This is a genomic window from Citrobacter sp. wls706 (genome assembly GCF_005281305.1).
In the GTDB taxonomy this organism is placed as follows: Bacteria; Pseudomonadota; Gammaproteobacteria; order Enterobacterales; family Enterobacteriaceae; genus Citrobacter; species Citrobacter werkmanii.
The window spans coordinates 52,338-75,221 of the sequence record NZ_SZXG01000042.1 but is presented as its reverse complement, the minus strand read 5'-3'; the positions used below and the strand labels follow the sequence as shown (position 1 = coordinate 75,221).

Genomic DNA, 22,884 nt, shown 5'->3' with positions numbered 1-22,884 from the left:
GCCGCCCGCCGATGGCCGTCGGGTTTGATATCGATGACACCGTCCTTTTTTCCAGCCCGGGCTTCTGGCGCGGTAAGAAAACGTACTCTCCGGACAGTGAAGATTACCTGAAGAATCCGGCTTTCTGGGAAAAAATGAACAACGGCTGGGACGAGTTCAGTATTCCAAAAGAAGTGGCGCGTCAGTTGATTGATATGCACGTGCGTCGTGGCGATAGTATTTTCTTCGTCACCGGACGTAGCCCGACGAAGACTGAAACGGTATCGAAAACGCTGGCTGATAACTTTCACATCCCAGCCGCCAATATGAATCCGGTTATTTTTGCCGGCGACAAGCCGGGCCAGAACACCAAAACGCAGTGGTTACAGGATAAAAACGTGCGCATGTTCTACGGCGATTCTGACAATGACATCACCGCCGCTCTCGACGTGGGTATTCGCGGTATTCGTATTTTACGTGCCTCCAACTCCACCTATAAACCGCTACCCCAGGCTGGCGCGTTTGGTGAAGAGGTGATCGTTAATTCTGAGTATTAAAGGCGTAGGCTGCTATTTGGTGGTTTTTTAAACAAATTTGCGTTACTGGCTTTTACCTTTTGCGGACTTGCTGCACACTGAATAAAAGATGTTCTCATTAGGCGAGTGCTGGTAAGGGGAATAAAGATGACGAATTCGGAGTTGCTGCAATACTGCATGGCAAAAACGGGCGCGGAGCAGAGCGTGCACAGTGACTGGAAAGCCACACAAATCAAAGTCGAAGATGTACTCTTTGCCATGGTAAAAGAGGTAGAAGAACGCCCGGCGGTCTCTCTGAAAACCAGCCCTGAACTGGCGGAATTACTGCGTCAGCAGCATAGCGATGTACGACCAAGCAGGCATCTGAATAAAGCGCACTGGAGCACGGTGTATCTGGACGGCTCGCTGCCGGATTCGCAGATTTATTATCTGGTTGATGCCTCTTATCAGCTGGCGGTGAACACGCTGCCGGAAGATAAACGCCGGATACTGGCGCAGCCCTGATAAGCGCTGCGCCATTGGGCATGATTACAACAACGGTTTGAGGAAGCGTGCCGTGTGTGAAGCTTCACACTCGGCGACAGTTTCTGGTGTGCCGGAGACCAGAATTTCCCCGCCGCCGCTACCGCCTTCCGGACCGAGATCGACAATCCAGTCCGCCGTTTTAATCACGTCCAGATTGTGCTCAATCACCACGATGGTGTTGCCCTGATCGCGCAACTGATGCAGCACGTCCAGCAACTGCTGAATATCCGCAAAATGCAGACCGGTGGTCGGCTCATCAAGGATATACAACGTCTGCCCGGTGCCGCGTTTTGACAGTTCGCGCGCCAGCTTCACGCGCTGCGCTTCACCGCCGGAGAGCGTAGTGGCCGACTGGCCGAGACGGATATACGTCAGGCCCACATCCATCAGCGTTTGTAGCTTACGCGCCAGCGCCGGGACGGCATCGAAGAACTCGCGTGCTTCTTCAATGGTCATATCCAGCACTTCGTGGATGGTCTTGCCCTTGTACTTAATCTCCAGCGTTTCGCGGTTATAGCGCTTGCCTTTACACTGGTCGCACGGCACGTAGATATCCGGCAGGAAGTGCATTTCAACTTTGATCACGCCGTCGCCCTGACAGGCTTCACAGCGTCCGCCGCGAACGTTAAAGCTGAAACGACCCGGCGTGTAACCGCGCGCGCGGGATTCTGGTACGCCAGCGAACAGTTCGCGCACCGGCGTAAACACACCGGTGTAGGTTGCCGGGTTAGAGCGCGGAGTACGACCAATCGGGCTTTGGTCAATGTCGATCACTTTGTCGAAATGTTCCAGGCCCTGAACGTCACGGTACGGCGCAGGTTCAGCCAGCGTGGCGCCGTTCAGCGCCGTCTGCGCAATCGGGAACAGCGTGTCGTTGATCAGCGTCGATTTACCTGAACCAGAAACCCCGGTAATGCAGGTGAACAGGCCAACCGGCAGCGTCAGGGTGACATCTTTCAGGTTGTTGCCGCGTGCGCCGGTTAGCTTCAGCACTTTTTCCGGATCGGCTGCCACGCGCTGTTTTGGTACTTCAATTTTACGCTTACCGCTCATGTACTGGCCGGTCAGCGACTCAGGCACCGCCATGATGTCGTCGAGCGTCCCTTCGGCAACCACCTGGCCGCCGTGAACGCCAGCGCCCGGGCCGATATCGATAACGTGGTCAGCGGCGCGAATCGCATCTTCATCGTGCTCGACCACAATCACGGTATTACCCAGATTACGCAGATGGATGAGCGTGCCCAACAGACGTTCGTTATCGCGCTGATGCAGACCAATAGACGGTTCATCCAGCACGTACATCACGCCGACCAGACCCGCGCCGATCTGGCTCGCCAGGCGAATACGTTGGGCTTCGCCGCCGGAGAGTGTTTCCGCTGAACGCGACAGCGTCAGGTAGTTGAGGCCGACGTTAACCAGAAACTTCAGACGATCGCCAATCTCTTTCAGGATTTTCTCTGCAATCTTCGCTCGCTGGCCGGCAAGCTTCAGGTTGTTGAAGAAATCCATCGCATGGCCGATGCTCATGTCGGAAATGGCGGGCAGCGGCGTATTCTCGACAAATACGTGACGGGCTTCCCGGCGCAAACGCGTCCCTTCACAGCGGGCGCACGGGCGGTTGCTGATGAATTTGGCTAATTCCTCACGTACTGCGCTGGATTCCGTCTCTTTATAACGGCGCTCCATATTGTGCAATACGCCTTCGAACGGATGGCGACGTACGGACGTATCGCCGCGATCGTTCATGTATTTAAATTCGATATTCTCTTTACCGGAACCGTACAGCACCACTTTATGCACGGTGGGGGTCAGGCTTGCCCATGGGGCTTCGACGTCGAATTTATAGTGTTCCGCCAGTGACTTAAGCATCTGGAAGTAGTAGAAGTTGCGGCGATCCCAGCCGCGGATAGCGCCGCCGGCCAGCGACAGTTCCGGGTTTTGAATCACCCGGTCAGGATCGAAATACTGTTGTACGCCGAGGCCGTCACAGGTCGGGCATGCGCCCGCCGGGTTGTTGAATGAAAACAGACGCGGTTCCAGTTCGCGCATGCTGTAACCGCAGATCGGGCAGGCGAAGTTGGCGGAGAACAGCAGCTCTTCCGCTTTCGGGTCGTCCATATCGGCAACCACCGCCGTACCACCGGACAGTTCCAGCGCGGTTTCAAACGATTCCGCCAGGCGCTGGGTAAGATCGTCACGTACTTTAAAGCGGTCAATCACCACTTCGATGGTGTGTTTCTTTTGCAGCTCAAGCTTGGGCGGATCGGACAGGTCGCACACTTCCCCGTCGATACGGGCACGGATATAGCCCTGGCCTGCCAGGTTTTCCAGCGTTTTGGTGTGCTCCCCTTTACGCTCTTTAATTATCGGCGCCAGCAGCATCAGACGCTTGCCTTCCGGCTGCGACAGGACGTTGTCCACCATTTGACTCACGGTCTGCGCCGCCAGGGGAACGTCGTGATCCGGACAGCGCGGTTCGCCAACGCGGGCAAACAGCAGGCGCAGATAGTCGTGAATTTCGGTAATCGTACCTACCGTGGATCGCGGGTTATGGGATGTCGATTTTTGCTCGATTGAGATGGCGGGAGACAGCCCCTCAATGTGGTCGACATCCGGCTTTTCCATCAGTGACAGAAACTGACGCGCGTACGCGGAAAGGGATTCAACGTAACGACGTTGTCCTTCGGCATACAAGGTGTCGAAAGCGAGCGAAGATTTGCCTGAGCCCGAAAGCCCGGTGACGACAATCAGCTTGTCGCGCGGGATGACGAGGTTGATGTTTTTGAGATTATGGGTGCGGGCGCCCCGAACTTCGATCTTATCCATTCATCTTTCCCGGATTAAACGCTTTTTGGCCTGGCTGCATGGTGCTACCGGCGATCACAAACGGTTAATTATGACACAACCTGACCTGAATGGATATACAGTATTGGAATGCAAAACGCAGGTGTCTGTGCAACAATGTCTATCCGGGGGTTGTTTACTGGAATCGATCTCGCAACGTAGTAAAAGCGCTATTGGAAATGCTACAATCCCGCGCTTACACTTATTCAGTAACGTTTTTCAGGAGACACGATCATGGCCAGCAGAGGCGTAAACAAGGTGATTCTCGTCGGTAATCTGGGCCAGGACCCGGAAGTACGCTATATGCCGAATGGTGGCGCAGTTGCCAACATTACGCTGGCTACTTCCGAATCCTGGCGTGATAAAGCGACCGGCGAAATGAAAGAGCAGACTGAATGGCACCGTGTTGTGCTGTTCGGCAAACTGGCAGAAGTAGCCAGCGAATATCTGCGTAAAGGTTCTCAGGTCTATATTGAAGGCCAACTGCGTACCCGCAAATGGACCGATCAGTCCGGCGTAGAAAAGTACACCACTGAAGTTGTGGTTAACGTTGGCGGCACCATGCAAATGTTGGGCGGCCGTCAGGGTGGTGGCGCTCCGGCAGGCGGCGGTCAGCAGCAGGGCGGTTGGGGCCAGCCTCAGCAGCCGCAGGGCGGCAATCAGTTCAGCGGCGGCGCGCAGTCTCGCCCGCAGCAGTCAGCTCCGGCAGCGCCGTCTAACGAGCCGCCGATGGATTTCGACGACGATATTCCGTTCTAATTTTTCTGCTTTATACGAAAAATTATGGCTACCTCAAAACTGGGGTAGCCATATGTGATTTTTTATCAGTTCAACACCATCGGCCAGTCTGGCGGTGTGTGGCTCATCACTTCAACCATCACGTTTTCAATGTTTTTCCAGATTGCGGACATATCCACCAGGGTTATGCCGAGCAGCCCGGTTGCAAACCAGCAGGCGAAAACCAGTCCCAAACCGCTACTAATGACGGCCAGGCCAATATAATCTGATTTACGAAAACGGATATTGAGCGTACTGGCTAAAAACATCAGCACCGCGCTGAGTAGCTGCCATCGCAGAAGAACCACGCCAGTTGTTATCGTTGCCATGAAAAAACGTCCTCAGAAAGTCTTGATGCCCATGACAGCGCGGGGGTGTTCACCGAGGGTGTAGTACTCTGGCTCTCGACGGGCAATAACACGAATGAAACATTGTTTCTGTTACATGAATTGTGTGAACTATATCACATTTGCTCGTTTGTTCACCAGTGTTAGAGGTTATTTTTGCAAGGTAATAGCCATGCTTTCTATATGGTTATGTTTAATAAAAAAACCGATAACAAATAATCTAATAAAAAGATGCATATGAATTACCTGTTATGTTTATCCTAAATTATTCGTTAAAAAATTTAATGAATTTCTTAAACGCGACCAGGATAATGCTCATAAAAAATTACTACTTGTTGATAATAATGTTATGAAATAAGCATAACTTTAAGTTTGCCTTACGGAAAAATAATATCATCATCAACTATTATCAGATTTTTACATAGAGAAGTCTGTTGCTAATAATGATAGATTCATGCAACTTAATCAGTCAGTGTTTATAGCATCCCGCCTAATGGGTTCTGGCATATACGAAACAGGGAAATAGGGCTGACATGAATCACAGTGCGCGACGCAAGATGCTGAAGTTCTTCGGAACATTCATGGTGGTATTGCTCCCCGTGGTACTGGCGTTATGGTTTGCTCACATCCGGGCGATGTCCGAAACCCGTAATCAACTCAGCTCTTTTGCTCAACTGGTGTTAAATAAAACGGAATTGGTGATCTTCCAGGCCGATTTAGCGCGTGATATGGCCCAGTTGTACCAGGGTAAGATGTGTACTCCTGCCCATCAGAAAAGTATGCTGAATATTATTCGTGGTCGTTTATATATCAGTGAGCTAATTTATGCGCAGGGCGATCATTTTTTGTGCTCTACGTCAATGATGCCGCGAGTCCCATATATTATGGCGACAGCCGACTATAAACGCGCGCCGGACGTCTCCATCTATTACTACCGCGATACCCCCTTTTTCGCTGGCTACAAAATGACGTACATGCAACGGGGAAACTACGTTGTCGTCATCAATCCATTATCTTACAGCGAAGTCATGTCAGATGATCCGGATCTGTCATGGGGGGTGTATGACACGGTAACGGATACCTTTTTCTCTTCCAGCGAAGGGGCGAATATTGCGCAATTCTCGCCGCTGATACGCGGTGAGGCCTCAACATTCCAGCAGGGCGAGCGCTTCTATACCATCGTACATTCAGAAAAACGACCCATCGCGATTATTGTTTCGACCTCTGACGCTCGTGTGAATCAGATTTTCTATCATTAGGCGGCGTTAACGATCCCCTTTGGGATTATCTGCAGCATCCTGATACTGCTCATGTGGTGGCGCACGCGTCAGGAATACCTCTCTCCCCGCCGCTTATTAAAACGTGCGATCAAGAAACGTCAGCTTTGCCTGTACTACCAGCCGATCATTGACATCAAAAATGGACAATGTGTCGGGGCGGAGGCTTTGCTACGCTGGCCAGGCTGTAAAGGTGAGGTGATGAGCCCAACGGAGTTTATTCCGCTGGCGGAAAAAGAGGGAATGATTGAGCAGATCACGGATTACGTTGTTGAGGAAGTCTTCAACGATTTGGGGTATTTTCTTTCGGCGAATCCTCAGTTGTCTATCTCGATTAACCTCTCTGCTTCTGACTTTCATTCATCACGACTGATTGCCCTGATTGCTGAAAAAAATCATGAGTACTCCGTCGCGGCCCAGCAAATTAAAGTTGAGGTGACAGAACGTGGCTTTATCGATGTACATAAAATGACGCCCATCATCCAGGCGTTCCGCCAGGCCGGTTTTGAAGTGGCGTTTGACGATTTTGGCACGGGATATTCCAACCTCCATAATTTGTCAGCATTGAATATCGATATCCTGAAGATCGACAAATCGTTTATTAGCACGCTGGCCACTAACAGCACCAGTCACTTGATTGCCGAACATATCATCGAGATGGCGCAAAGCTTAAACCTGAAGACGGTTGCGGAAGGGGTGGAAACGGCGGAGCAAATCGCGTGGTTGCTTGAACGCGGCGTACAGTATTGCCAGGGCTGGTATTTTGCGAAGGCGCTGCCGCCGCAGGAGTTCATGGATTGGATAAAACGCTCGCCCGCCATACTGACGCAGAGCGGGCAATAATTTTACAGGCGGTGGCGGTAATCGCTGGGAGTACGATCAAACTCTCGGCGAAATACGCGCGAGAAGGTTTGCTGCGATACATAGCCAAGATCCATCGCAATATCGAAAATAGGCCGTTCGGTCGTCCGTAGTTCAACGGCGGCCAGCAGAAGCCGACGTTGGCGGATGTAGTCACCCAGCGTCTGGCGCATCACCGTGCGGAACATTCTCTGCAAATACCACTTTGAGTAACCTGATTTTTTCGCAACCGCCTCAATGTTCAGCGGTTGATCGATATGTTCATCAATCCATTCAATAAGGGTCTGAATAATCTGCTGATGGGACATAGAGTTGCCTCTTTCTCAGTGTTCGATTCGTCGTTTTGTCTGTGGGCGAGTATAATTCCTCAAGTTAACTTGAGGTAAAGCGATTTATGGAAAAGAAATTATCCCGGATAAAAGCGCTGCTCACGCCAGGTGAAGTTGCAAAGCGTAGCGGTGTGGCGGTATCGACCCTGCATTTCTATGAAAGCAAAGGATTAATCAGCAGTATGCGCAACAGCGGCAATCAGCGTCGATACAAACGCGATGTGTTGCGTTATGTAGCGATTATCAAGATTGCCCAACGTATCGGCATTCCACTGGCCACCATCGGCGACGCGTTAGGCGTATTACCTGAAGGGCATTCGCTCAGCGCCAAAGAGTGGAAGCAACTCTCTTCGCAATGGCGCGAGGAGTTAGACCGACGCATTCATACTCTGGTGGCGTTACGCGATGAACTGGATGGGTGTATTGGCTGCGGCTGTTTATCCCGCAGTGATTGCCCGTTGCGTAACCCCGGCGATCAGCTTGGCGAGCAGGGGACCGGGGCGCGCCTGCTGGAAGACGATTGATTGGTATAAAACTAAAGCGCCACAGAGGGCGCTTTAGTTTGGTTCCGGTCTTTGTCTTTCACTCTATCCCGCTGGTTCACGGGAGGGTTTCCCCCGACATCAACACCCCTCAGTCGAGCACGTTTGGGGAGGTTCCGGTCTGTGTTGATAAAGTAAGTGTAAGCCACCCCGTTCTATTTGCCAGTGAATTGATTGCTTTTTAGCCAAAAAATTTTCTGCATCTTCATGCATTTTTTTGCGCGAGCAGACGTGAAAAATAAATGCAAATCTTGTAATAACTCAGCGAAATTTGTTGCCAGATTGCGCATTGACGATAACGTTTGCGCATCGTCTGGCTATTTCTTGCGCATTATAAGAAGAAATGAGTAAAAAGCGGCAAAGTTCAGTTGAAAACCAACGTATGATCGCTGGATAATCGTTTGCTTTTTTTTATCACCCGTTTTTTATGCGCGGAGCTAAACGTTTGCTTTTTTGCGACACCCCTATTGACGCAAAGCTGGCACATGGAGAAATCGTTTAGCAGGCAGTGGATTGTCCACCACGCATAATGACGAAAAAATAAACTCTCAGGGGATGTTTTCTATGTCTACGCCTTCAGCGCGTACCGGCGGCTCACTCGACGCCTGGTTTAAAATTTCGCATCGCGGCAGTACCGTTCGTCAAGAAGTCGTTGCCGGATTAACGACGTTCCTGGCCATGGTCTACTCCGTTATCGTCGTTCCGGGGATGCTGGGTAAAGCCGGATTCCCGCCTGCCGCTGTGTTTGTGGCAACCTGTCTGGTTGCGGGCGTCGGTTCTATTGTGATGGGCCTGTGGGCGAACCTGCCGTTGGCGATTGGCTGCGCCATTTCGCTGACCGCGTTTACCGCATTCAGCCTGGTGCTGGGACAACATATTAGCGTGCCTGTGGCGCTGGGCGCGGTGTTCCTGATGGGGGTTCTGTTTACCATCATTTCTGCGACCGGTATCCGTAGCTGGATCCTGCGCAATCTGCCGCAGGGCGTTGCGCACGGTACGGGGATTGGTATCGGCCTGTTCCTGCTATTGATTGCGGCCAATGGCGTTGGTCTGGTTATTAAGAACCCGCTGGATGGCCTGCCGGTTGCGCTGGGCGACTTCGATACCTTCCCGGTGATTATGTCGCTGGTTGGTCTGGCGGTGATTATTGGTCTTGAAAAACTGAAAGTACCGGGCGGCATCCTGCTGACCATTATCGGTATCTCCATCGTCGGCCTGATTTTCGATCCGGCCGTGCATTTCTCCGGTATTTTTGCCATGCCGTCTCTGAGCGATGAAAACGGCAACTCGCTGATTGGCAGCCTGGATATTATGGGCGCACTGAACCCGATCGTACTGCCGAGCGTGCTGGCGCTGGTCATGACCGCTGTCTTCGATGCGACCGGAACCATCCGTGCGGTGGCCGGACAGGCGAATCTGCTGGATAAAGACGGACAAATTATCGATGGCGGCAAAGCGCTGACCACCGACTCCCTGAGCAGCGTGTTCTCTGGTCTGGTAGGGGCCGCACCAGCGGCGGTTTACATTGAATCCGCAGCGGGTACGGCGGCAGGTGGCAAAACCGGCCTGACGGCGATCACCGTTGGCGTATTGTTCCTGCTGATCCTGTTCCTTTCTCCGCTCTCTTATCTTGTTCCTGTTTACGCAACGGCGCCTGCGTTGATGTATGTGGGGCTGCTGATGCTGAGCAACGTGGCGAAAATCGACTTTGCTGACTTTGTTGACGCGATGGCGGGTCTGGTCACTGCTGTATTTATCGTCCTGACCTGTAACATTGTTACCGGCATTATGATTGGTTTTGCTACCCTGGTCATTGGTCGCATTGTCTCTGGCGAATGGCGCAAACTGAACATCGGTACGGTGGTGATTGCTATCGCGCTGGTGGCCTTCTACGCGGGCGGTTGGGCTATTTGATTTTGCTTCGATGACGCTCCTGAAAACGGGTGGCTCAGGCCGCCCGTTTTTATTTTCAGAACACACTCGTTGTCTTTTGCGTTACTCTCAAGTAGATAGAATTAAGGCACGACGCCTTTATCACCAATCATAAGAAACATCGCAAACAGGGAACGCATGGAAATCTTTTTCACCATACTCATCATGACCCTTGTGGTCTCGCTGTCGGGGGTATTTACTCGCGTATTGCCCTTCCAACTCCCATTACCCCTTATGCAGATCGCCATCGGCGCCTTGCTGGCGTGGCCGACGTTTGGTTTGCATGTGGAATTCGATCCTGAGCTGTTTCTGGTGCTGTTTATCCCGCCGCTGCTGTTTGCCGATGGCTGGAAGACGCCAACGCGTGAGTTTCTGGAGCACGGGCGAGAGATTTTCGGCCTTGCGCTGGCGCTGGTTCTGGTCACGGTGGTCGGAATTGGCTTTATGATTTACTGGCTGGTGCCGGGGATCCCTCTCATCCCGGCTTTTGCGCTGGCGGCCGTGCTGTCGCCAACCGATGCCGTCGCCCTTTCCGGTATTGTAGGTGAGGGGCGTATCCCGAAGAAAATCATGGGCATCCTGCAGGGCGAAGCGTTGATGAACGACGCGTCCGGCCTGGTCTCGCTGAAATTTGCCGTGGCCGTGGCGATGGGCACGATGGTATTTACCGTCGGCGGCGCGACGGTTGAGTTCTTCAAAGTGGCGATTGGCGGCATCCTGGCCGGTTTTGTCGTCAGCTGGTTATACGGACGCTCCCTGCGTTTTCTTAGCCGCTGGGGCGGTGATGAGCCAGCAACGCAAATCGTCCTGCTGTTCCTGCTGCCGTTTGCGTCTTATCTGATTGCGGAACACATCGGTGTTTCAGGCATTCTCGCGGCGGTTGCTGCCGGGATGACGATTACCCGCTCTGGCGTGATGCGCCGCGCGCCGTTGGCGATGCGTTTACGTGCTAACAGCACCTGGGCGATGCTGGAGTTTGTGTTTAACGGCATGGTCTTCTTGTTGTTAGGACTGCAGTTGCCGGGCATTCTGGAGTCATCTTTGGCGGCGGCAGAAGTCGATCCGAACGTTGAAATCTGGATGCTGTTTACCGATATCGTGCTGATTTACGCCGCGCTGATGCTGGTACGTTTTGGCTGGCTGTGGACCATGAAGAAGTTCAGCCTGCGCTTCCTGAAGAGAAAGCCGATGGAGTTTGGCTCCTGGACGACGCGTGAAATCCTAATTGCCTCCTTTGCGGGGGTTCGCGGGGCTATTACCCTCGCCGGTGTGCTCTCCATTCCGCTGTTGTTACCGGATGGTAGCGGCTTCCCGGCGCGTTATGAACTGATCTTCCTCGCCGCGGGCGTGATTCTGTTCTCGCTGTTTGTCGGCGTGGTGATGCTGCCGATTCTGCTGCAACATCTGGAAGTAGCGGACCATTCGCAACAGCAAAAAGAGGAGCGCATTGCCCGCGCTGCCACGGCGGAAGTAGCGATTGTCGCGATCCAGAAAATGGAGGAGCGTCTGGCTGCGGATAGCGAAGAGAACATTGATAATCAGCTGCTGACCGAGGTGAGTTCCCGTGTCATTGGTAACCTGCGTCGTCGCGCCGATGGGCGCAACGATGTAGAAAGCTCAATGCAGGAAGAGAACCTGGAGCGACGGTTCCGTCTGGCGGCGCTGCGTTCAGAACGCGCCGAGCTTTATCATCTGCGCGCCACGCGTGAAATCAGCAATGAAACGCTGCAAAAGCTATTGCACGATCTGGATTTGCTGGAAGCGCTGTTGATCGAGAACCAATAAACGGTAGCACGATGTAGGCCGGATAAGGCGTTCGCGCCGCATCCGGCGAAAGATGTGCCTGATGGCGCTGCGCTTATCAGGCCTACAAAAAATTATCCATCATGTAATTTGCGAGCCGCTTTCCTGAACTGATCTGCTTGTCTTGTCGATTCCCTCTTTTCTCCATACGGTTGAGAAAAGGGGGAAACATGTCCAACTATCGACGAAATTACATCAACGGAGGAACCTGGTTTTTTACGGTGAATCTGCAGGACCGTCGAAGCCAGCTTCTGACAGCCAACATTCACGCGCTTCGGTGTGCAATCGCTGCGGTCAAAACGGCCAGACCATTTCGGATCAATGCCTGGGTCGTATTGCCTGAGCATATGCATTGCATCTGGACGTTGCCTGAAAATGACGCTGATTTTTCATCCCGCTGGCGGGAAATTAAGAAGCATTTCACCCGATCATTGTCTGCCCGACATATTTGGCAACCTCGCTTTTGGGAACACACTCTCCGCGATGAGCACGATTATCGCCAGCATGTTGATTATATTTACATTAACCCAGTGAAGCACGGGTGGGTAAAACAGGTACAGACATGGCCTTTTTCAACATTTCATCGCGATGTGAGGCGTGGTTTGTTCCCGCAAAATTGGGCAGGTGAAATAATGGATTTTAATGCGGGTGAACGTGCCTGATGGCGCTACGCTTATCAGACCTACGGGGTCGCACGATGTAGGCCGGATAAGGCGTTTGCGCCGCATCCGGCATTTTACGACTCCTGCGTTAACCAAAACCCTTCGCAGCATTTCAGCCACGCCTGAGCGCTGTGCGACAGATACACACCTTCGCGCCAAATCATACCCAACTGCCAGCGTAAGTCGCTTTCCAGAGGGATCCAGCGTAGCGTTTGCTTATCCAACCGCTGGCAAATCGGCTCCGGTAAAATGGCGATCCCGACGCCGGCCTGGACCATTGCCGCCAGAAAATCCCACTGTCCGCTACGCACAGCGATACGCGGTTTTACGTTGTGCTGGTTAAACAACTCAAGCAGTTGACGGCTCAACGCGAAATCTTCGTTGTATATAAGCAGCGGATGCTCCGCCAGCGCTTCGGGGGAAATGGAGTCGCACGTTGTCCATTGACCGGAGCGGGGGACCAGCACGCAGAGCGGATGACTGAAAAGCGGTAAGGTCGCCAGACCGCTCTCTTCTTCAACCGGTAGCGCGGTCATTGCAACATCCAGATCGCCGTTCATCACCGCCTGTTGGACGGTTAAACCGCCAAATTCAGACACCTTCAGTTCCACGCCGGGATAACGCTGGCGAAAAAGGCTGATGGGGCCAGCCATCAACATACCAACCATGGGCGGGATACCGAGGCGCAGTATTCCTTTGTTGAGGTGATTAATGTCGCTGAGTTCTGCTTCGAGTTGGCGAAACTCGGCGAGGATCGCCAGGCCGCGTTCGAACACGACCTGTCCAGTATCGGTTAACAACAACCGCCGCCCGTCGCGGATGAGCAACGTGCAATTAAGCTCGTCTTCAAGGTTCTTCAACATTTTGCTGATGGTGGGCTGGGTGACAAAGAGCTTCTCCGCTGCGCGGGTAAAGCTCTGCTGACGCACCACCTCAACAAAATATCGCAGCGTTCTGATATCCATGATTATTCCTTAAGACTATGCCTGCAATGATTTTAATTCATTTCAGTCCTGGACGGGGGCTCTCTATACTGGCGCTCTCTATTTTTTAAGGACATACCCTCATGGCTGTGGCGATAAGCCGCGTGACGCCTGCCGTTATTCATCGACTCCAGATCCCCGTTCAGGTTCTGTTGTACGCAGGTCTCTTTGTTTTTGCTCAATACCTTGTCTCCTGGCTGCATCTGCCGCTTCCTGCCAACCTGGTTGGGATGGTGCTGATGCTGGCGTTGATTGTCTGCCGGGTTATCCCGCTGAACTGGATCCGCGCGGGTGCTCGCTGGTTACTGGCTGAAATGCTGTTGTTTTTTGTCCCGGCGGTGGTCGCCGTCGTTAACTATACGCAACTGCTACTGGTTGATGGCTGGCGTATTTTTGCCGTTATTGCGCTAAGTACGATGATGGTGCTTGGCGCAACGGCATGGGTCGTGGATAAAGTGTATCGCTATGAAATGAGCAGGTTAAATCGTGAGTAATTTCCAGTTAAGCGTGCTGTGTCTGGTGATTACGCTGGGCATCTATTTTGCCAACAAGCGCCTGTATCGCCGCTTTCGTAAATTACCGCTGATGCCGTTAGTGCTTACTCCGGCGCTGTTGGTGCTGATGTTGGTCTTTGGACATATCTCCTGGCAAAACTATATTGGTGAATCGCACTGGCTGCTATGGCTGCTAGGTCCCGCAACCATTGCCTTCGCCGTTCCGGTCTATGACAACCTCGCCGTGATTAAACGTCACTGGATGTCGCTGACGGCGGGTGTGGTTACGGCGACTCTGGTGGCGGTCACCAGTTCCGTCTGGTTGGCGCGCCTGTTTATGCTGCCTGATGAAATTCAGCGCAGTCTGGCGGTGCGGTCCGTCACTACGCCATTTGCGCTGGCGGCGGCAGAGCCATTGGGTGGTCAACCGGATCTGGTGGCATTGTTCGTGGTCGTGACTGGCGTATTCGGGATGGCGGTCGGCGATGTGCTGTTTTTGCGGCTCTCTATTCGCGAAGGGATGGCGAAAGGCGCAGGTTTTGGCGCTGCATCGCACGGCGCAGGCACGGCTCGCTCATATGAGCTTGGCCAACAGGAGGGCGTAGTGGCTAGCCTGGTGATGATGCTTTCTGGCGTGGTGATGGTGCTGGTAGCGCCGCTGGTTGCAAGGCTGATGTTCTGAGAGAGGCAGTAATCCTCCGGCCCGGAAGCCGGAGGAGAGGGAAGATTAGTGCGCGCGACCTTGTTCTACGCCATACCCGGTCTGGGAACGGATGAACTGAGCACGGAACTGCTCGCGTTCGCGGTTACCTTCTTCTGAGTTATCGGTAGCAGAGAAGAACCAGATCCCGAGGAACGCTACGCTGATGGAGAACAGCGCCGGATATTCATACGGGAAAATGGCTTTTTCGTGACCCAGGATTTGTACCCAAATTGTTGGGCCAAGCACCATCAGCACGACGGCCGTCAGCAGACCTAACCAGCCGCCCATCATTGCGCCACGCGTGGTCAGTTTTGACCAGTACATGGAGAGCAGAATGATAGGGAAGTTACAGCTGGCTGCGATAGCAAATGCCAGTCCCACCATGAAGGCGATGTTCTGGTTTTCGAACAGCACGCCGAGCACGATGGCAATCACACCCAGCACCAGTACGGTAATTTTCGATACCTTCAGCTCTTCGCGCTCGGTTGCGCCTTTGCGGAATACGTTGGCGTACAGGTCGTGAGAAACTGCCGATGCCCCCGCCAGCGTCAAACCAGCAACCACTGCCAGAATGGTGGCAAACGCCACTGCCGAGATGAAGCCGAGGAACAGGTTCCCGCCCACCGCATTCGCCAGATGTACCGCCGCCATGTTGTTACCGCCGATAAGCGCGCCAGCAGCGTCTTTATACACAGGGTTGGCACCAACCAGCATGATCGCGCCAAAGCCGATGATAAAGGTCAGGATGTAGAAATAACCCATAAAACCGGTGGCATAGAACACGCTCTTACGCGCTTCTCGGGCATCGCTGACCGTGAAGAAACGCATCAGGATGTGCGGCAAGCCCGCCGTACCAAACATCAGGCCGAGACCTAACGACAGCGCGGAGATCGGATCTTTCACCAGCCCGCCCGGACTCATAATGGCTGAACCTTTCGGGTGTACCGCCATCGCTTCGGTGAACAGATTGTTGAAGCTAAAGCCGACGTGCTTCATCACCATAAAGGCCATAAAGCTGGCACCGAACAGCAACAGAACGGCTTTGATGATCTGTACCCAGGTGGTTGCCAGCATGCCGCCAAACAGGACGTACATCATCATCAATACGCCAACCAGTACGACGGCAATGTGGTAGTTTAGGCCAAACAGCAACTCAATCAGCTTACCCGCGCCGACCATCTGCGCGATCAGATACAGCGCGACTACCACCAGGGAACCACAGGCCGAGAGAATACGAATTGGACCTTGTTTCAGGCGATAAGAGGCCACGTCGGCAAAGGTGTAGCGACCAAGGTTACGCAGACGTTCAGCAATCAGGAACAGGATAATTGGCCAGCCGACCAGGAAGCCGAGCGAGTAAATCAGTCCGTCATAACCGGAGGTAAAGACCAGCGCGGAAATCCCGAGGAACGATGCAGCAGACATATAGTCGCCCGCAATCGCCAGCCCGTTCTGGAAACCGGTGATGTTACCGCCAGCGGTGTAATAGTCATTGCGCGAACGTACGCGCTTAGACGCCCAGTAGGTAATACCAAGCGTAAAGATGACGAAAATCAGGAACATGATAATCGCCTGCCAGTTGGTTGGCTGGCGTTGGACTGCTCCGCTTATAGCATCCGCCGCGTTTGCGGCGAAGGGCAGCGTGGCGGCAAGCGCCGTCAGGACTCTCTTCATGATGCTTTAACCTCGTGCAGAACCGCATTGTTCAGGCGATCGAATTCACCGTTTGCCCGCCAGATATAGATCCCGGTCAGGATGAAGGAGATAAGGATCACGCCGACCCCAATCGGAATACCCCGGGTGACGCTGGTTCCCGCGTGCAGCGGAGTACCCAGCCAACCAGGCGCAAAGGCAATCAGTAAAATAAAGCTGATGTAAACTGCCAGCATGATGATGGACAGAATGGTGGCAAACCGTTGCCTTTTTTCAACTAACTCCCTGAAACGCGCACTGTCTTCTATCCGCTGATAAATATTGTCATTCATCACAGAGCTCTCCAGAGGTCCCCTGCGTCTTTCGCGCTACAGGTTCGTTGGCCGCACTCGCCCACCCCAGTCACATAGTGAACTATGCTCCTGAGGATGTGCTCGCTTGCCGCCTTCCTGTAACACGAAATCCTTTGGGGGAGGGTTTTTATATTTCCCTCCCGCTCAGGGGAGGGGTAGGGATAGGATTTGTAGGCCCGATAAGCAGCGCGCCATCGGGCATTTCACGGTTATGGTTATGATGGCATCGCGATGGCCTGCTTCTCTTCGAGCAGTTTCTCAACGACGCCTGGATCGGCGAGGGTTGAGGTATCGCCCAGATTGCTGGTATCGCCCGCCGCGATTTTGCGCAGAATGCGGCGCATAATTTTGCCGGAGCGGGTTTTCGGCAGTGAATCGGTCCAGTGCAGCACATCTGGCGTTGCCAGCGGGCCAATTTCTTTGCGTACCCAGTTGCGAACTTCTGCATACAACTCAGGCGACGGCTCTTCACCGTGATTCAGCGTGACGTAGGCGTAGATCGCCTGGCCTTTAATATTATGCGGAATACCGACCACCGCGGCTTCGGCAATCTTCGGATGCGACACCAACGCCGATTCGATTTCTGCCGTGCCCAGACGGTGACCAGAGACGTTTAGCACATCGTCCACGCGTCCGGTGATCCAGTAATAACCATCTTCATCACGGCGTGCGCCGTCGCCGCTGAAGTACATATTCTTGAAGGTGGAGAAATAGGTCTGTTCAAAACGTTCATGATCGCCAAACAGCGTTCTCGCCTGGCCTGGCCACGAATCAATAATCACCAGGTTGCCTTCGGTCGCGCCTTCCAGCGGATTACCTTCGTTATCGACAATCGCAGGCTGCACGCCAAAGAACGGACGGGTTGCGGAACCGGCTTTCAGCTCAGTGGCGCCCGGCAGCGGGGTGATCATGAATCCACCGGTTTCGGTCTGCCACCAGGTATCAACGACCGGACATTTTTCGTTGCCGATCTTCTTCCAGTACCACTCCCACGCTTCCGGGTTGATTGGCTCGCCAACGGAACCCAGGATGCGCAGCGACGAACGGTCAGTACCTTCAATCGCTTTATCGCCTTCGGCCATCAGAGCGCGGATGGCGGTCGGCGCGGTATACAGAATATTGACCTGGTGCTTGTCTACAACCTGCGACATACGTGCCGGGGTAGGCCAGTTGGGCACGCCTTCGAACATCAGCGTGGTTGCGCCGCAGGCCAGCGGACCGTACAGCAGGTAGCTGTGCCCGGTTACCCAACCCACGTCAGCGGTACACCAATAGATATCGCCCTGATGGTAGTCAAACACGTACTTAAAGGTGGTTGCGGCGTAGACCAGATATCCGCCGGTGGTGTGCAGCACGCCCTTCGGCTTGCCGGTTGACCCGGAGGTGTACAGGATAAACAGCGGATCTTCGGCATTCATCTCTTCCGGCTGATGTTCCGGGCTGGCTTTCTCGATAAGATCGGACCACCACAGGTCACGACCTTCCTGCCATTCTGTTTTTCCACCGGTACGTTTGAGAACGATAACGTGTTCGACGCTTTTCACGTTCGGGTTTTTCAACGCATCATCGACGTTCTTTTTCAACGGGATAGCGCGTCCGGCGCGTACGCCTTCATCGGCGGTGATCACCAAGCGAGAATTAGAGTCGATGATACGTCCGGCGACGGCTTCCGGTGAGAAACCACCGAAGATGACCGAATGCACCGCGCCAATACGGGCACAGGCCAGCATGGCGACCGCCGCTTCCGGCACCATCGGCATATATATGGCCACCACATCACCTTTTTTAATGCCTAAATCCAGTAACGTATTGGCAAAACGACAGACATCGCGATGCAGCTCGCGGTAGGTAATATGTTTGCTTTGGCTGGCGTCGTCGCCTTCCCAGATGATGGCGGTACGATCGCCATTTGCCTGCAGGTGACGGTCAAGGCAGTTCGCTGCCAGGTTTAACGTGCCATCTTCATACCATTTAATAGAGACGTTGCCTGGCGCAAACGAGGTGTTCTTCACCTGGCTGTACGGCTTGATCCAATCAAGAATTTTTCCCTGCTCGCCCCAAAATGTGTCGGGTTCGTTAACAGACTGCTGGTACTTCGCTTCGTACTGCTCCGGATTTATCAGGCAACGATCCGCAATGTTTGCGGGAATAGCGTGTTTATGTATTTGGCTCATGGCTTTTGTTCTCCTTGTAGGATGTTAATAATATGTCGCATAAACGTTAAATGTAGGGGCTTTGCGAGTTTTGTTTAGTATTTGGGCGGCAGATCACGCAATAAACGAATTGTGCAAATTAGCGACAAACTGAATTTTGAAGAGAACTAGCAAAAATTGATTAATTCTCGCGATAACATGAGGTTATCTGAGAATTGTTGAAAAGGTGATCTGCCTCAGAATTAAACAAAAGAGTGAGGGGTTTGAGGGGGTAACTAACTCTAAAGTGGTATTTTACATACACTTACAATTGATTAAAGACAACATTTTCAGTGTGGTTTCTTGTTACAAATTGGGGGGAGCAATGTCATGACAGTATTCGTGTGGTTGCTGTTATGGAAAACAATAAAAGAACCGCCATTGCAGATAATGGCGTCATCTGGATGAGACCCCTATGGCAAGGACAAAATCACGCGTACGCCGTTTCTTCAGCCTGTTATTACCTTTATTATTTATCTCTGCTGTTCACGCTGAACAAACTCCTGTACCCGCAAAGACCGTCACCGTTGAAGCGAAGAATGAAACCTTCGCCCCTCAGCATCCCGATCAATATCTCTCCTGGAAAGCCACGTCTGAGCAATCAGCCCGTGAAGATGCGCTGGCAGAAGATCCGCGTCTGGTGATCCTGTGGGCGGGATATCCATTCTCGCGCGATTACAACAAACCGCGCGGGCACGCGTATGCGGTGACCGATGTACGTGAAACTTTACGTACCGGCGCACCAAAAACGGCCGAAGACGGCCCGCTGCCGATGGCCTGCTGGAGCTGCAAAAGCCCGGATGTGGCGCGTCTGATCCAGAAAGACGGTGAAGATGGTTACTTCCACGGTAAATGGGCGCGCGGCGGTCCGGAAATTGTTAACAACCTCGGTTGTGCCGATTGCCATAACACCGCGTCGCCGGACTTCGCCAAAGGCAAGCCAGAACTGACACTGTCGCGTCCTTACGCTGAGCGCGCGATGGAAGCCATCGGCAAACCATTTGAGAAAGCTGGTCGCTTTGATCAGCAATCCATGGTCTGCGGCCAGTGCCACGTGGAGTACTACTTCGACGGTAAGAACAAAGCCGTTAAGTTCCCGTGGGATGAGGGCATGAAAGTCGAGAACATGGAGAAATACTACGACACCATCGCCTTCTCTGACTGGACTAACTCTCTGTCCAAAACCCCGATGCTGAAAGCGCAGCACCCGGAATATGAGACCTGGAGCGCGGGCATTCACGGTAAGAACAACGTGACCTGTATTGACTGCCACATGCCGAAAGTGCAAAACGCGGAAGGTAAGATCTATACCGATCACAAGATTGGCAACCCGTTCGATAACTTCGCCCAAACCTGTGCGAACTGCCACACCCAGGACAAAGCGTCCCTGCAAAAAGTGGTCGCCGAGCGTAAACAGGCCATTCATGACCTGAAAATCAAGGTTGAAGATCAACTGGTACATGCGCATTTCGAAGCGAAAGCCGCATGGGATGCGGGTGCGACCGAAGCGGAAATGAAGCCGATTCTGGAAGATATCCGTCACGCGCAATGGCGCTGGGATCTGTCTATCGCCTCACACGGCATCCATATGCACGCGCCGGAAGAAGGTCTGCGGATGCTGGGTAGCGCAATGGATAAAGCCGCCGACGCACGTACCAAACTGGTTCGTCTGCTGGCGACCAAAGGTATCACGCATGAAATCCCGTTACCGGATATCTCTACCAAAGAGAAAGCCCAGGCGGCGATTGGTCTGAACATGCAGCAAATTAATGCTGAGAAGCAGGACTTCATCAAAACGGTGATTCCGCAGTGGGAAGAGCAGGCGCGTAAAAACGGTCTGTTAAGCCAATAACCCCATTCCGCCCCGTAAGGGGCGGATAACTCAACGGAGTGAATATGAGCGTATTACGTTCGTTATTAACTGCTGGGGTGCTGGCGTCAGGCCTGTTCTGGAGCCTGAGTGGAATCACTGCCACGCCAACGCCGCAGGAGTCGGATCAACGCTGGACGGTTACTCAGCAGCGTAATCCGGATGCTGCCTGTCTGGATTGTCACAAGCCGGATACCGAAGGTATGCATGGTAAACATGCGGAAGTCATTAACCCGAACAACAAACTGCCGGTCACCTGCACTAACTGTCACGGCCAGCCGTCACCGAACCACCGCGAAGGGGTGAAGGATGTGATGCGCTTTAATGAGCCAATGTACAACGTGGAGCAGCAGAACAGCGTCTGTATGTCCTGTCACCTGCCTGAGCAGTTGCAAAAAGCGTTCTGGCCGCACGATGTCCACGTCACAAAAGTAGCGTGCGCCAGCTGTCACTCACTGCATCCGAAGCAAGACACGATGCAGACGCTAAGCGATAAAGGACGGATCAAGATTTGCGTCGATTGCCACAGCGATCAGCGTAACAATCCGAACTTTAACCCGGCGTCGGTTCCGTTGCTTAAGGAGCATCCATGAGTTGCTCTCGTCGCCAGTTTATCACCGGCGTCGGCGCGCTGGTGGCAGTGAGCGGGACGGCGGGACGCGTTGTGGCAAAGACGTTGAACATCAACGGCGTGCGTTACGGTATGGTACACGATGAGTCATTATGCATCGGCTGTACGGCCTGCATGGATGCTTGTCGGGAAGTCAACAGCGTGCCGGACGGCGTATCGCGCCTGACGATTATTCGCAGCGAGCCGCATGGGACGTTTCCTGATGTGAAGTATCGCTTTTTCCGCCACTCGTGCCAGCAGTGCGACCATGCCCCCTGCGTTGACGTCTGCCCGACAGGGGCATCGTATCGCGATGCCGCCAACGGTATTGTGGATGTGAACCCTGACCTTTGCGTTGGCTGTCAGTACTGCATCGCCGCGTGTCCTTATCGCGTGCGCTTTATCCATCCGGTGAGCAAAACGGCGGATAAATGCGATTTCTGCCGGAAAACTAACCTGAAAGCGGGCAAACAGCCCGCCTGCGTTGAGTCATGTCCGACGAAGGCGCTGACGTTTGGTAATCTGGACGATCCCAACAGCGATATCTCCCGTTTGTTGCAGCAGAAAACCACCTACCGTTACAAGCTGGCGCTGGGCACAAAGCCGAAGGTCTACCGCGTTCCCTTTAAATATGGGGAGGTGAGCCAATGACACCCGCTTCTGCATTTCATTTTGAATCACTGGTGTGGGACTGGCCCATCGCCATCTATCTGTTCCTGATTGGCATCTCCGCCGGACTGGTGACGTTGGCGATTCTGCTGCGCCGCTTCCATCCGGAGACGGGCGGTTCGGACAGCACGCTGCTGCGCACTACGCTGGTGTTAGGGCCGGGGGCGATTATCTTCGGTTTGCTGATTCTGGTATTCCACCTGACGCGGCCGTGGACCTTCTGGAAACTGATGTTCCACTACAGCTTCACTTCGGTGATGTCGATGGGGGTCATGCTGTTCCAGTTGTATATGGTGGTACTGGTGCTGTGGCTGGCAAAAATCTTTGAAAAAGAGGTGATTGCCCTGCAACAACGCTGGCTGCCGCGGTTAGGGATCGTGCAGAAAGCGCTGACGCTGATAACGCCGTTTCATCGTGCGCTGGAGACGTTAATGCTGGTGCTGGCGGTTCTGCTCGGGGCGTACACCGGGTTTCTGCTGTCGGCGCTGAAGTCCTACCCGTTCCTGAATAACCCGATTCTGCCGGTACTATTCCTGTTCTCCGGGATTTCCTCCGGCGCGGCGGTGGCGCTGATCGCCATGGCGTTACGCCATCGTAGCAACCCGCACAGCACTGAAGCGCACTTTGTGCATCGCGTGGAGGTCCCGGTGGTATGGCTGGAGATCTTCCTGCTGGCGGCGTTCTTCGTCGGCCTGGCGCTGGGCGATGACGGCAAAATGCGCGCGCTGGCGGCGGCGCTGGGCGGCGGATTCTGGACCTGGTGGTTCTGGCTTGGCGTGGCTGGGCTTGGGCTGATACTGCCGATGTTGCTAAAACCCTGGGCCAACCGCAGTTCGACGTTTCATGGCGTGCTGGCAGTATGCGGCGCCAGCCTGACCGGCGTACTGCTGCTGCGCTTTTTCATTCTCTATGCGGGTCAGCTAACCGTTGCGTAAGGTGATAT

Annotated in this window: 20 protein-coding genes and 1 pseudogene; 14 read left to right on the top strand and 7 right to left on the bottom strand. The window is 53.5% G+C overall.

The annotated features are described in order from the left end of the window. A partial coding sequence (aphA, locus tag FDW92_RS22655) for an acid phosphatase AphA (protein WP_249357214.1) occupies nt 1-536 on the top strand: 536 nt, incomplete at its 5' end. 126 nt (nt 537-662) lie between these two features. Beyond that, nucleotides 663-1,019 (top strand): MmcQ/YjbR family DNA-binding protein, encoded by a 357-nt coding sequence (locus FDW92_RS22650; protein ID WP_038636271.1) that lies wholly within the window; start codon nt 663-665, stop codon nt 1,017-1,019. 24 nt (nt 1,020-1,043) lie between these two features. Here FDW92_RS22650 and uvrA read toward each other — a convergent pair whose 3' ends face one another. Then, nucleotides 1,044-3,866 carry an excinuclease ABC subunit UvrA gene (gene uvrA / locus FDW92_RS22645; protein WP_042312984.1) on the bottom strand — a complete coding sequence of 941 codons (2,823 nt, stop codon included), beginning with the start codon at nt 3,864-3,866 and terminating at the stop codon, nt 1,044-1,046. 252 nt (nt 3,867-4,118) lie between these two features. On the opposite strand from uvrA, the gene ssb1 reads away from it, so the two are divergent. Next, on the top strand, nt 4,119-4,643 hold the full coding sequence (gene ssb1, locus FDW92_RS22635; protein ID WP_003826621.1) for a single-stranded DNA-binding protein SSB1: 525 nt from the start codon (nt 4,119-4,121) through the stop codon (nt 4,641-4,643). 65 nt (nt 4,644-4,708) lie between these two features. Here ssb1 and FDW92_RS22630 read toward each other — a convergent pair whose 3' ends face one another. Continuing rightward, a complete protein-coding gene (locus FDW92_RS22630) occupies nt 4,709-4,990 on the bottom strand; it encodes a YjcB family protein (RefSeq protein WP_038636276.1) in 282 nt (93 codons plus the stop codon). Between the two features lie 551 nt (nt 4,991-5,541). Between FDW92_RS22630 and FDW92_RS22625 the strand changes: the two are divergent. Further along, nucleotides 5,542-7,128 (top strand): annotated as a pseudogene (locus tag FDW92_RS22625) (EAL domain-containing protein). 2 nt (nt 7,129-7,130) lie between these two features. Here FDW92_RS22625 and soxS read toward each other — a convergent pair. After that, nucleotides 7,131-7,454 (bottom strand): superoxide response transcriptional regulator SoxS, encoded by a 324-nt coding sequence (gene soxS, locus FDW92_RS22620; protein ID WP_005132611.1) that lies wholly within the window; start codon nt 7,452-7,454, stop codon nt 7,131-7,133. A gap of 86 nt (nt 7,455-7,540) precedes the next feature. Here soxS and soxR point away from each other — a divergent pair, with 86 nt between their 5' ends. The 4 genes from soxR to FDW92_RS22600 all read left to right on the top strand — a co-directional run bounded on the left by soxR (nt 7,541) and on the right by FDW92_RS22600 (nt 12,414). After that, complete coding sequence (gene soxR / locus FDW92_RS22615; RefSeq protein ID WP_042312976.1) at nt 7,541-7,999, top strand: redox-sensitive transcriptional activator SoxR; 459 nt, start codon at nt 7,541-7,543, stop codon at nt 7,997-7,999. A gap of 582 nt (nt 8,000-8,581) precedes the next feature. Continuing rightward, nucleotides 8,582-9,931: a guanine/hypoxanthine transporter GhxP gene (gene ghxP / locus FDW92_RS22610; RefSeq protein WP_038636284.1), complete on the top strand. Its 1,350-nt coding sequence runs from the start codon at nt 8,582-8,584 to the stop codon at nt 9,929-9,931. A 156-nt stretch (nt 9,932-10,087) separates the two neighbouring features. Then, nucleotides 10,088-11,734 (top strand): Na+/H+ antiporter, encoded by a 1,647-nt coding sequence (locus FDW92_RS22605; protein WP_042312974.1) that lies wholly within the window; start codon nt 10,088-10,090, stop codon nt 11,732-11,734. 188 nt (nt 11,735-11,922) lie between these two features. Next, entirely contained in the window at nt 11,923-12,414 is a 492-nt protein-coding gene (locus FDW92_RS22600; protein WP_042312972.1) for a transposase, read from the top strand. Between the two features lie 74 nt (nt 12,415-12,488). On the opposite strand, the gene FDW92_RS22595 is transcribed toward FDW92_RS22600, so the two are convergent. Continuing rightward, nucleotides 12,489-13,379 carry a LysR family transcriptional regulator gene (locus FDW92_RS22595; RefSeq protein WP_038636290.1) on the bottom strand — a complete coding sequence of 297 codons (891 nt, stop codon included), beginning with the start codon at nt 13,377-13,379 and terminating at the stop codon, nt 12,489-12,491. 101 nt (nt 13,380-13,480) lie between these two features. Between FDW92_RS22595 and FDW92_RS22590 the strand changes: the two genes are divergently transcribed. Together FDW92_RS22590 and FDW92_RS22585 are read left to right on the top strand one after the other, a co-directional pair. Then, nucleotides 13,481-13,891, top strand: coding sequence for a CidA/LrgA family protein (locus FDW92_RS22590; protein WP_042312969.1), 411 nt, complete (start codon nt 13,481-13,483; stop codon nt 13,889-13,891). Next, entirely contained in the window at nt 13,884-14,573 is a 690-nt protein-coding gene (locus FDW92_RS22585) for an LrgB family protein (RefSeq protein ID WP_003031745.1), read from the top strand. Before FDW92_RS22590 ends, FDW92_RS22585 begins: the two co-directional genes overlap by 8 nt. Nucleotides 14,574-14,618: 45 nt before the next feature. On the opposite strand, the gene actP is transcribed toward FDW92_RS22585, so the two are convergent. The 3 genes from actP to acs all read right to left on the bottom strand — a co-directional run bounded on the left by actP (nt 14,619) and on the right by acs (nt 18,774). Continuing rightward, a complete protein-coding gene (actP, locus tag FDW92_RS22580; RefSeq protein WP_042312968.1) occupies nt 14,619-16,268 on the bottom strand; it encodes a cation/acetate symporter ActP in 1,650 nt (549 codons plus the stop codon). After that, a complete protein-coding gene (locus FDW92_RS22575) occupies nt 16,265-16,579 on the bottom strand; it encodes a DUF485 domain-containing protein (RefSeq protein WP_006688274.1) in 315 nt (104 codons plus the stop codon). Before FDW92_RS22575 ends, actP begins: the two co-directional genes overlap by 4 nt. A 236-nt stretch (nt 16,580-16,815) precedes the next feature. After that, entirely contained in the window at nt 16,816-18,774 is a 1,959-nt protein-coding gene (acs, locus tag FDW92_RS22570; protein WP_042312967.1) for an acetate--CoA ligase, read from the bottom strand. Nucleotides 18,775-19,207: 433 nt separating this feature from the next. Here acs and nrfA point away from each other — a divergent pair, with 433 nt between their 5' ends. The 4 genes from nrfA to nrfD are packed head-to-tail and all read left to right on the top strand — an operon-like array spanning nt 19,208 to nt 22,876. Continuing rightward, the gene (nrfA, locus tag FDW92_RS22565) at nt 19,208-20,644 is read left to right on the top strand and encodes an ammonia-forming nitrite reductase cytochrome c552 subunit (RefSeq protein ID WP_038636304.1); all 1,437 of its coding nucleotides are present in this window, start codon (nt 19,208-19,210) and stop codon (nt 20,642-20,644) included. A gap of 44 nt (nt 20,645-20,688) precedes the next feature. Beyond that, a complete protein-coding gene (nrfB, locus tag FDW92_RS22560; protein ID WP_005132587.1) occupies nt 20,689-21,255 on the top strand; it encodes a cytochrome c nitrite reductase pentaheme subunit in 567 nt (188 codons plus the stop codon). Continuing rightward, a complete protein-coding gene (nrfC, locus tag FDW92_RS22555) occupies nt 21,252-21,923 on the top strand; it encodes a cytochrome c nitrite reductase Fe-S protein (protein ID WP_137400710.1) in 672 nt (223 codons plus the stop codon). The genes nrfB and nrfC overlap by 4 nt, the downstream gene beginning before the upstream one ends. Next, complete coding sequence (gene nrfD, locus FDW92_RS22550; protein WP_137400709.1) at nt 21,920-22,876, top strand: cytochrome c nitrite reductase subunit NrfD; 957 nt, start codon at nt 21,920-21,922, stop codon at nt 22,874-22,876. Before nrfC ends, nrfD begins: the two co-directional genes overlap by 4 nt. Nucleotides 22,877-22,884: the final 8 nt, after the last annotated feature.

Bases quoted from the DNA above. Each gene is read 5' to 3' on its own strand.
- FDW92_RS22650 (WP_038636271.1), top strand. From the start codon at position 663: ATGACGAATTCGGAGTTGCTGCAATACTGCATGGCAAAAACGGGCGCG.
- uvrA (WP_042312984.1), bottom strand. From the start codon at position 3,866: ATGGATAAGATCGAAGTTCGGGGCGCCCGCACCCATAATCTCAAAAAC.
- ssb1 (WP_003826621.1), top strand. From the start codon at position 4,119: ATGGCCAGCAGAGGCGTAAACAAGGTGATTCTCGTCGGTAATCTGGGC.
- FDW92_RS22630 (WP_038636276.1), bottom strand. From the start codon at position 4,990: ATGGCAACGATAACAACTGGCGTGGTTCTTCTGCGATGGCAGCTACTC.
- soxS (WP_005132611.1), bottom strand. From the start codon at position 7,454: ATGTCCCATCAGCAGATTATTCAGACCCTTATTGAATGGATTGATGAA.
- soxR (WP_042312976.1), top strand. From the start codon at position 7,541: ATGGAAAAGAAATTATCCCGGATAAAAGCGCTGCTCACGCCAGGTGAA.
- ghxP (WP_038636284.1), top strand. From the start codon at position 8,582: ATGTCTACGCCTTCAGCGCGTACCGGCGGCTCACTCGACGCCTGGTTT.
- FDW92_RS22605 (WP_042312974.1), top strand. From the start codon at position 10,088: ATGGAAATCTTTTTCACCATACTCATCATGACCCTTGTGGTCTCGCTG.
- FDW92_RS22600 (WP_042312972.1), top strand. From the start codon at position 11,923: ATGTCCAACTATCGACGAAATTACATCAACGGAGGAACCTGGTTTTTT.
- FDW92_RS22595 (WP_038636290.1), bottom strand. From the start codon at position 13,379: ATGGATATCAGAACGCTGCGATATTTTGTTGAGGTGGTGCGTCAGCAG.
- FDW92_RS22590 (WP_042312969.1), top strand. From the start codon at position 13,481: ATGGCTGTGGCGATAAGCCGCGTGACGCCTGCCGTTATTCATCGACTC.
- actP (WP_042312968.1), bottom strand. From the start codon at position 16,268: ATGAAGAGAGTCCTGACGGCGCTTGCCGCCACGCTGCCCTTCGCCGCA.
- FDW92_RS22575 (WP_006688274.1), bottom strand. From the start codon at position 16,579: ATGAATGACAATATTTATCAGCGGATAGAAGACAGTGCGCGTTTCAGG.
- acs (WP_042312967.1), bottom strand. From the start codon at position 18,774: ATGAGCCAAATACATAAACACGCTATTCCCGCAAACATTGCGGATCGT.
- nrfA (WP_038636304.1), top strand. From the start codon at position 19,208: ATGGCAAGGACAAAATCACGCGTACGCCGTTTCTTCAGCCTGTTATTA.
- nrfB (WP_005132587.1), top strand. From the start codon at position 20,689: ATGAGCGTATTACGTTCGTTATTAACTGCTGGGGTGCTGGCGTCAGGC.
- nrfC (WP_137400710.1), top strand. From the start codon at position 21,252: ATGAGTTGCTCTCGTCGCCAGTTTATCACCGGCGTCGGCGCGCTGGTG.
- nrfD (WP_137400709.1), top strand. From the start codon at position 21,920: ATGACACCCGCTTCTGCATTTCATTTTGAATCACTGGTGTGGGACTGG.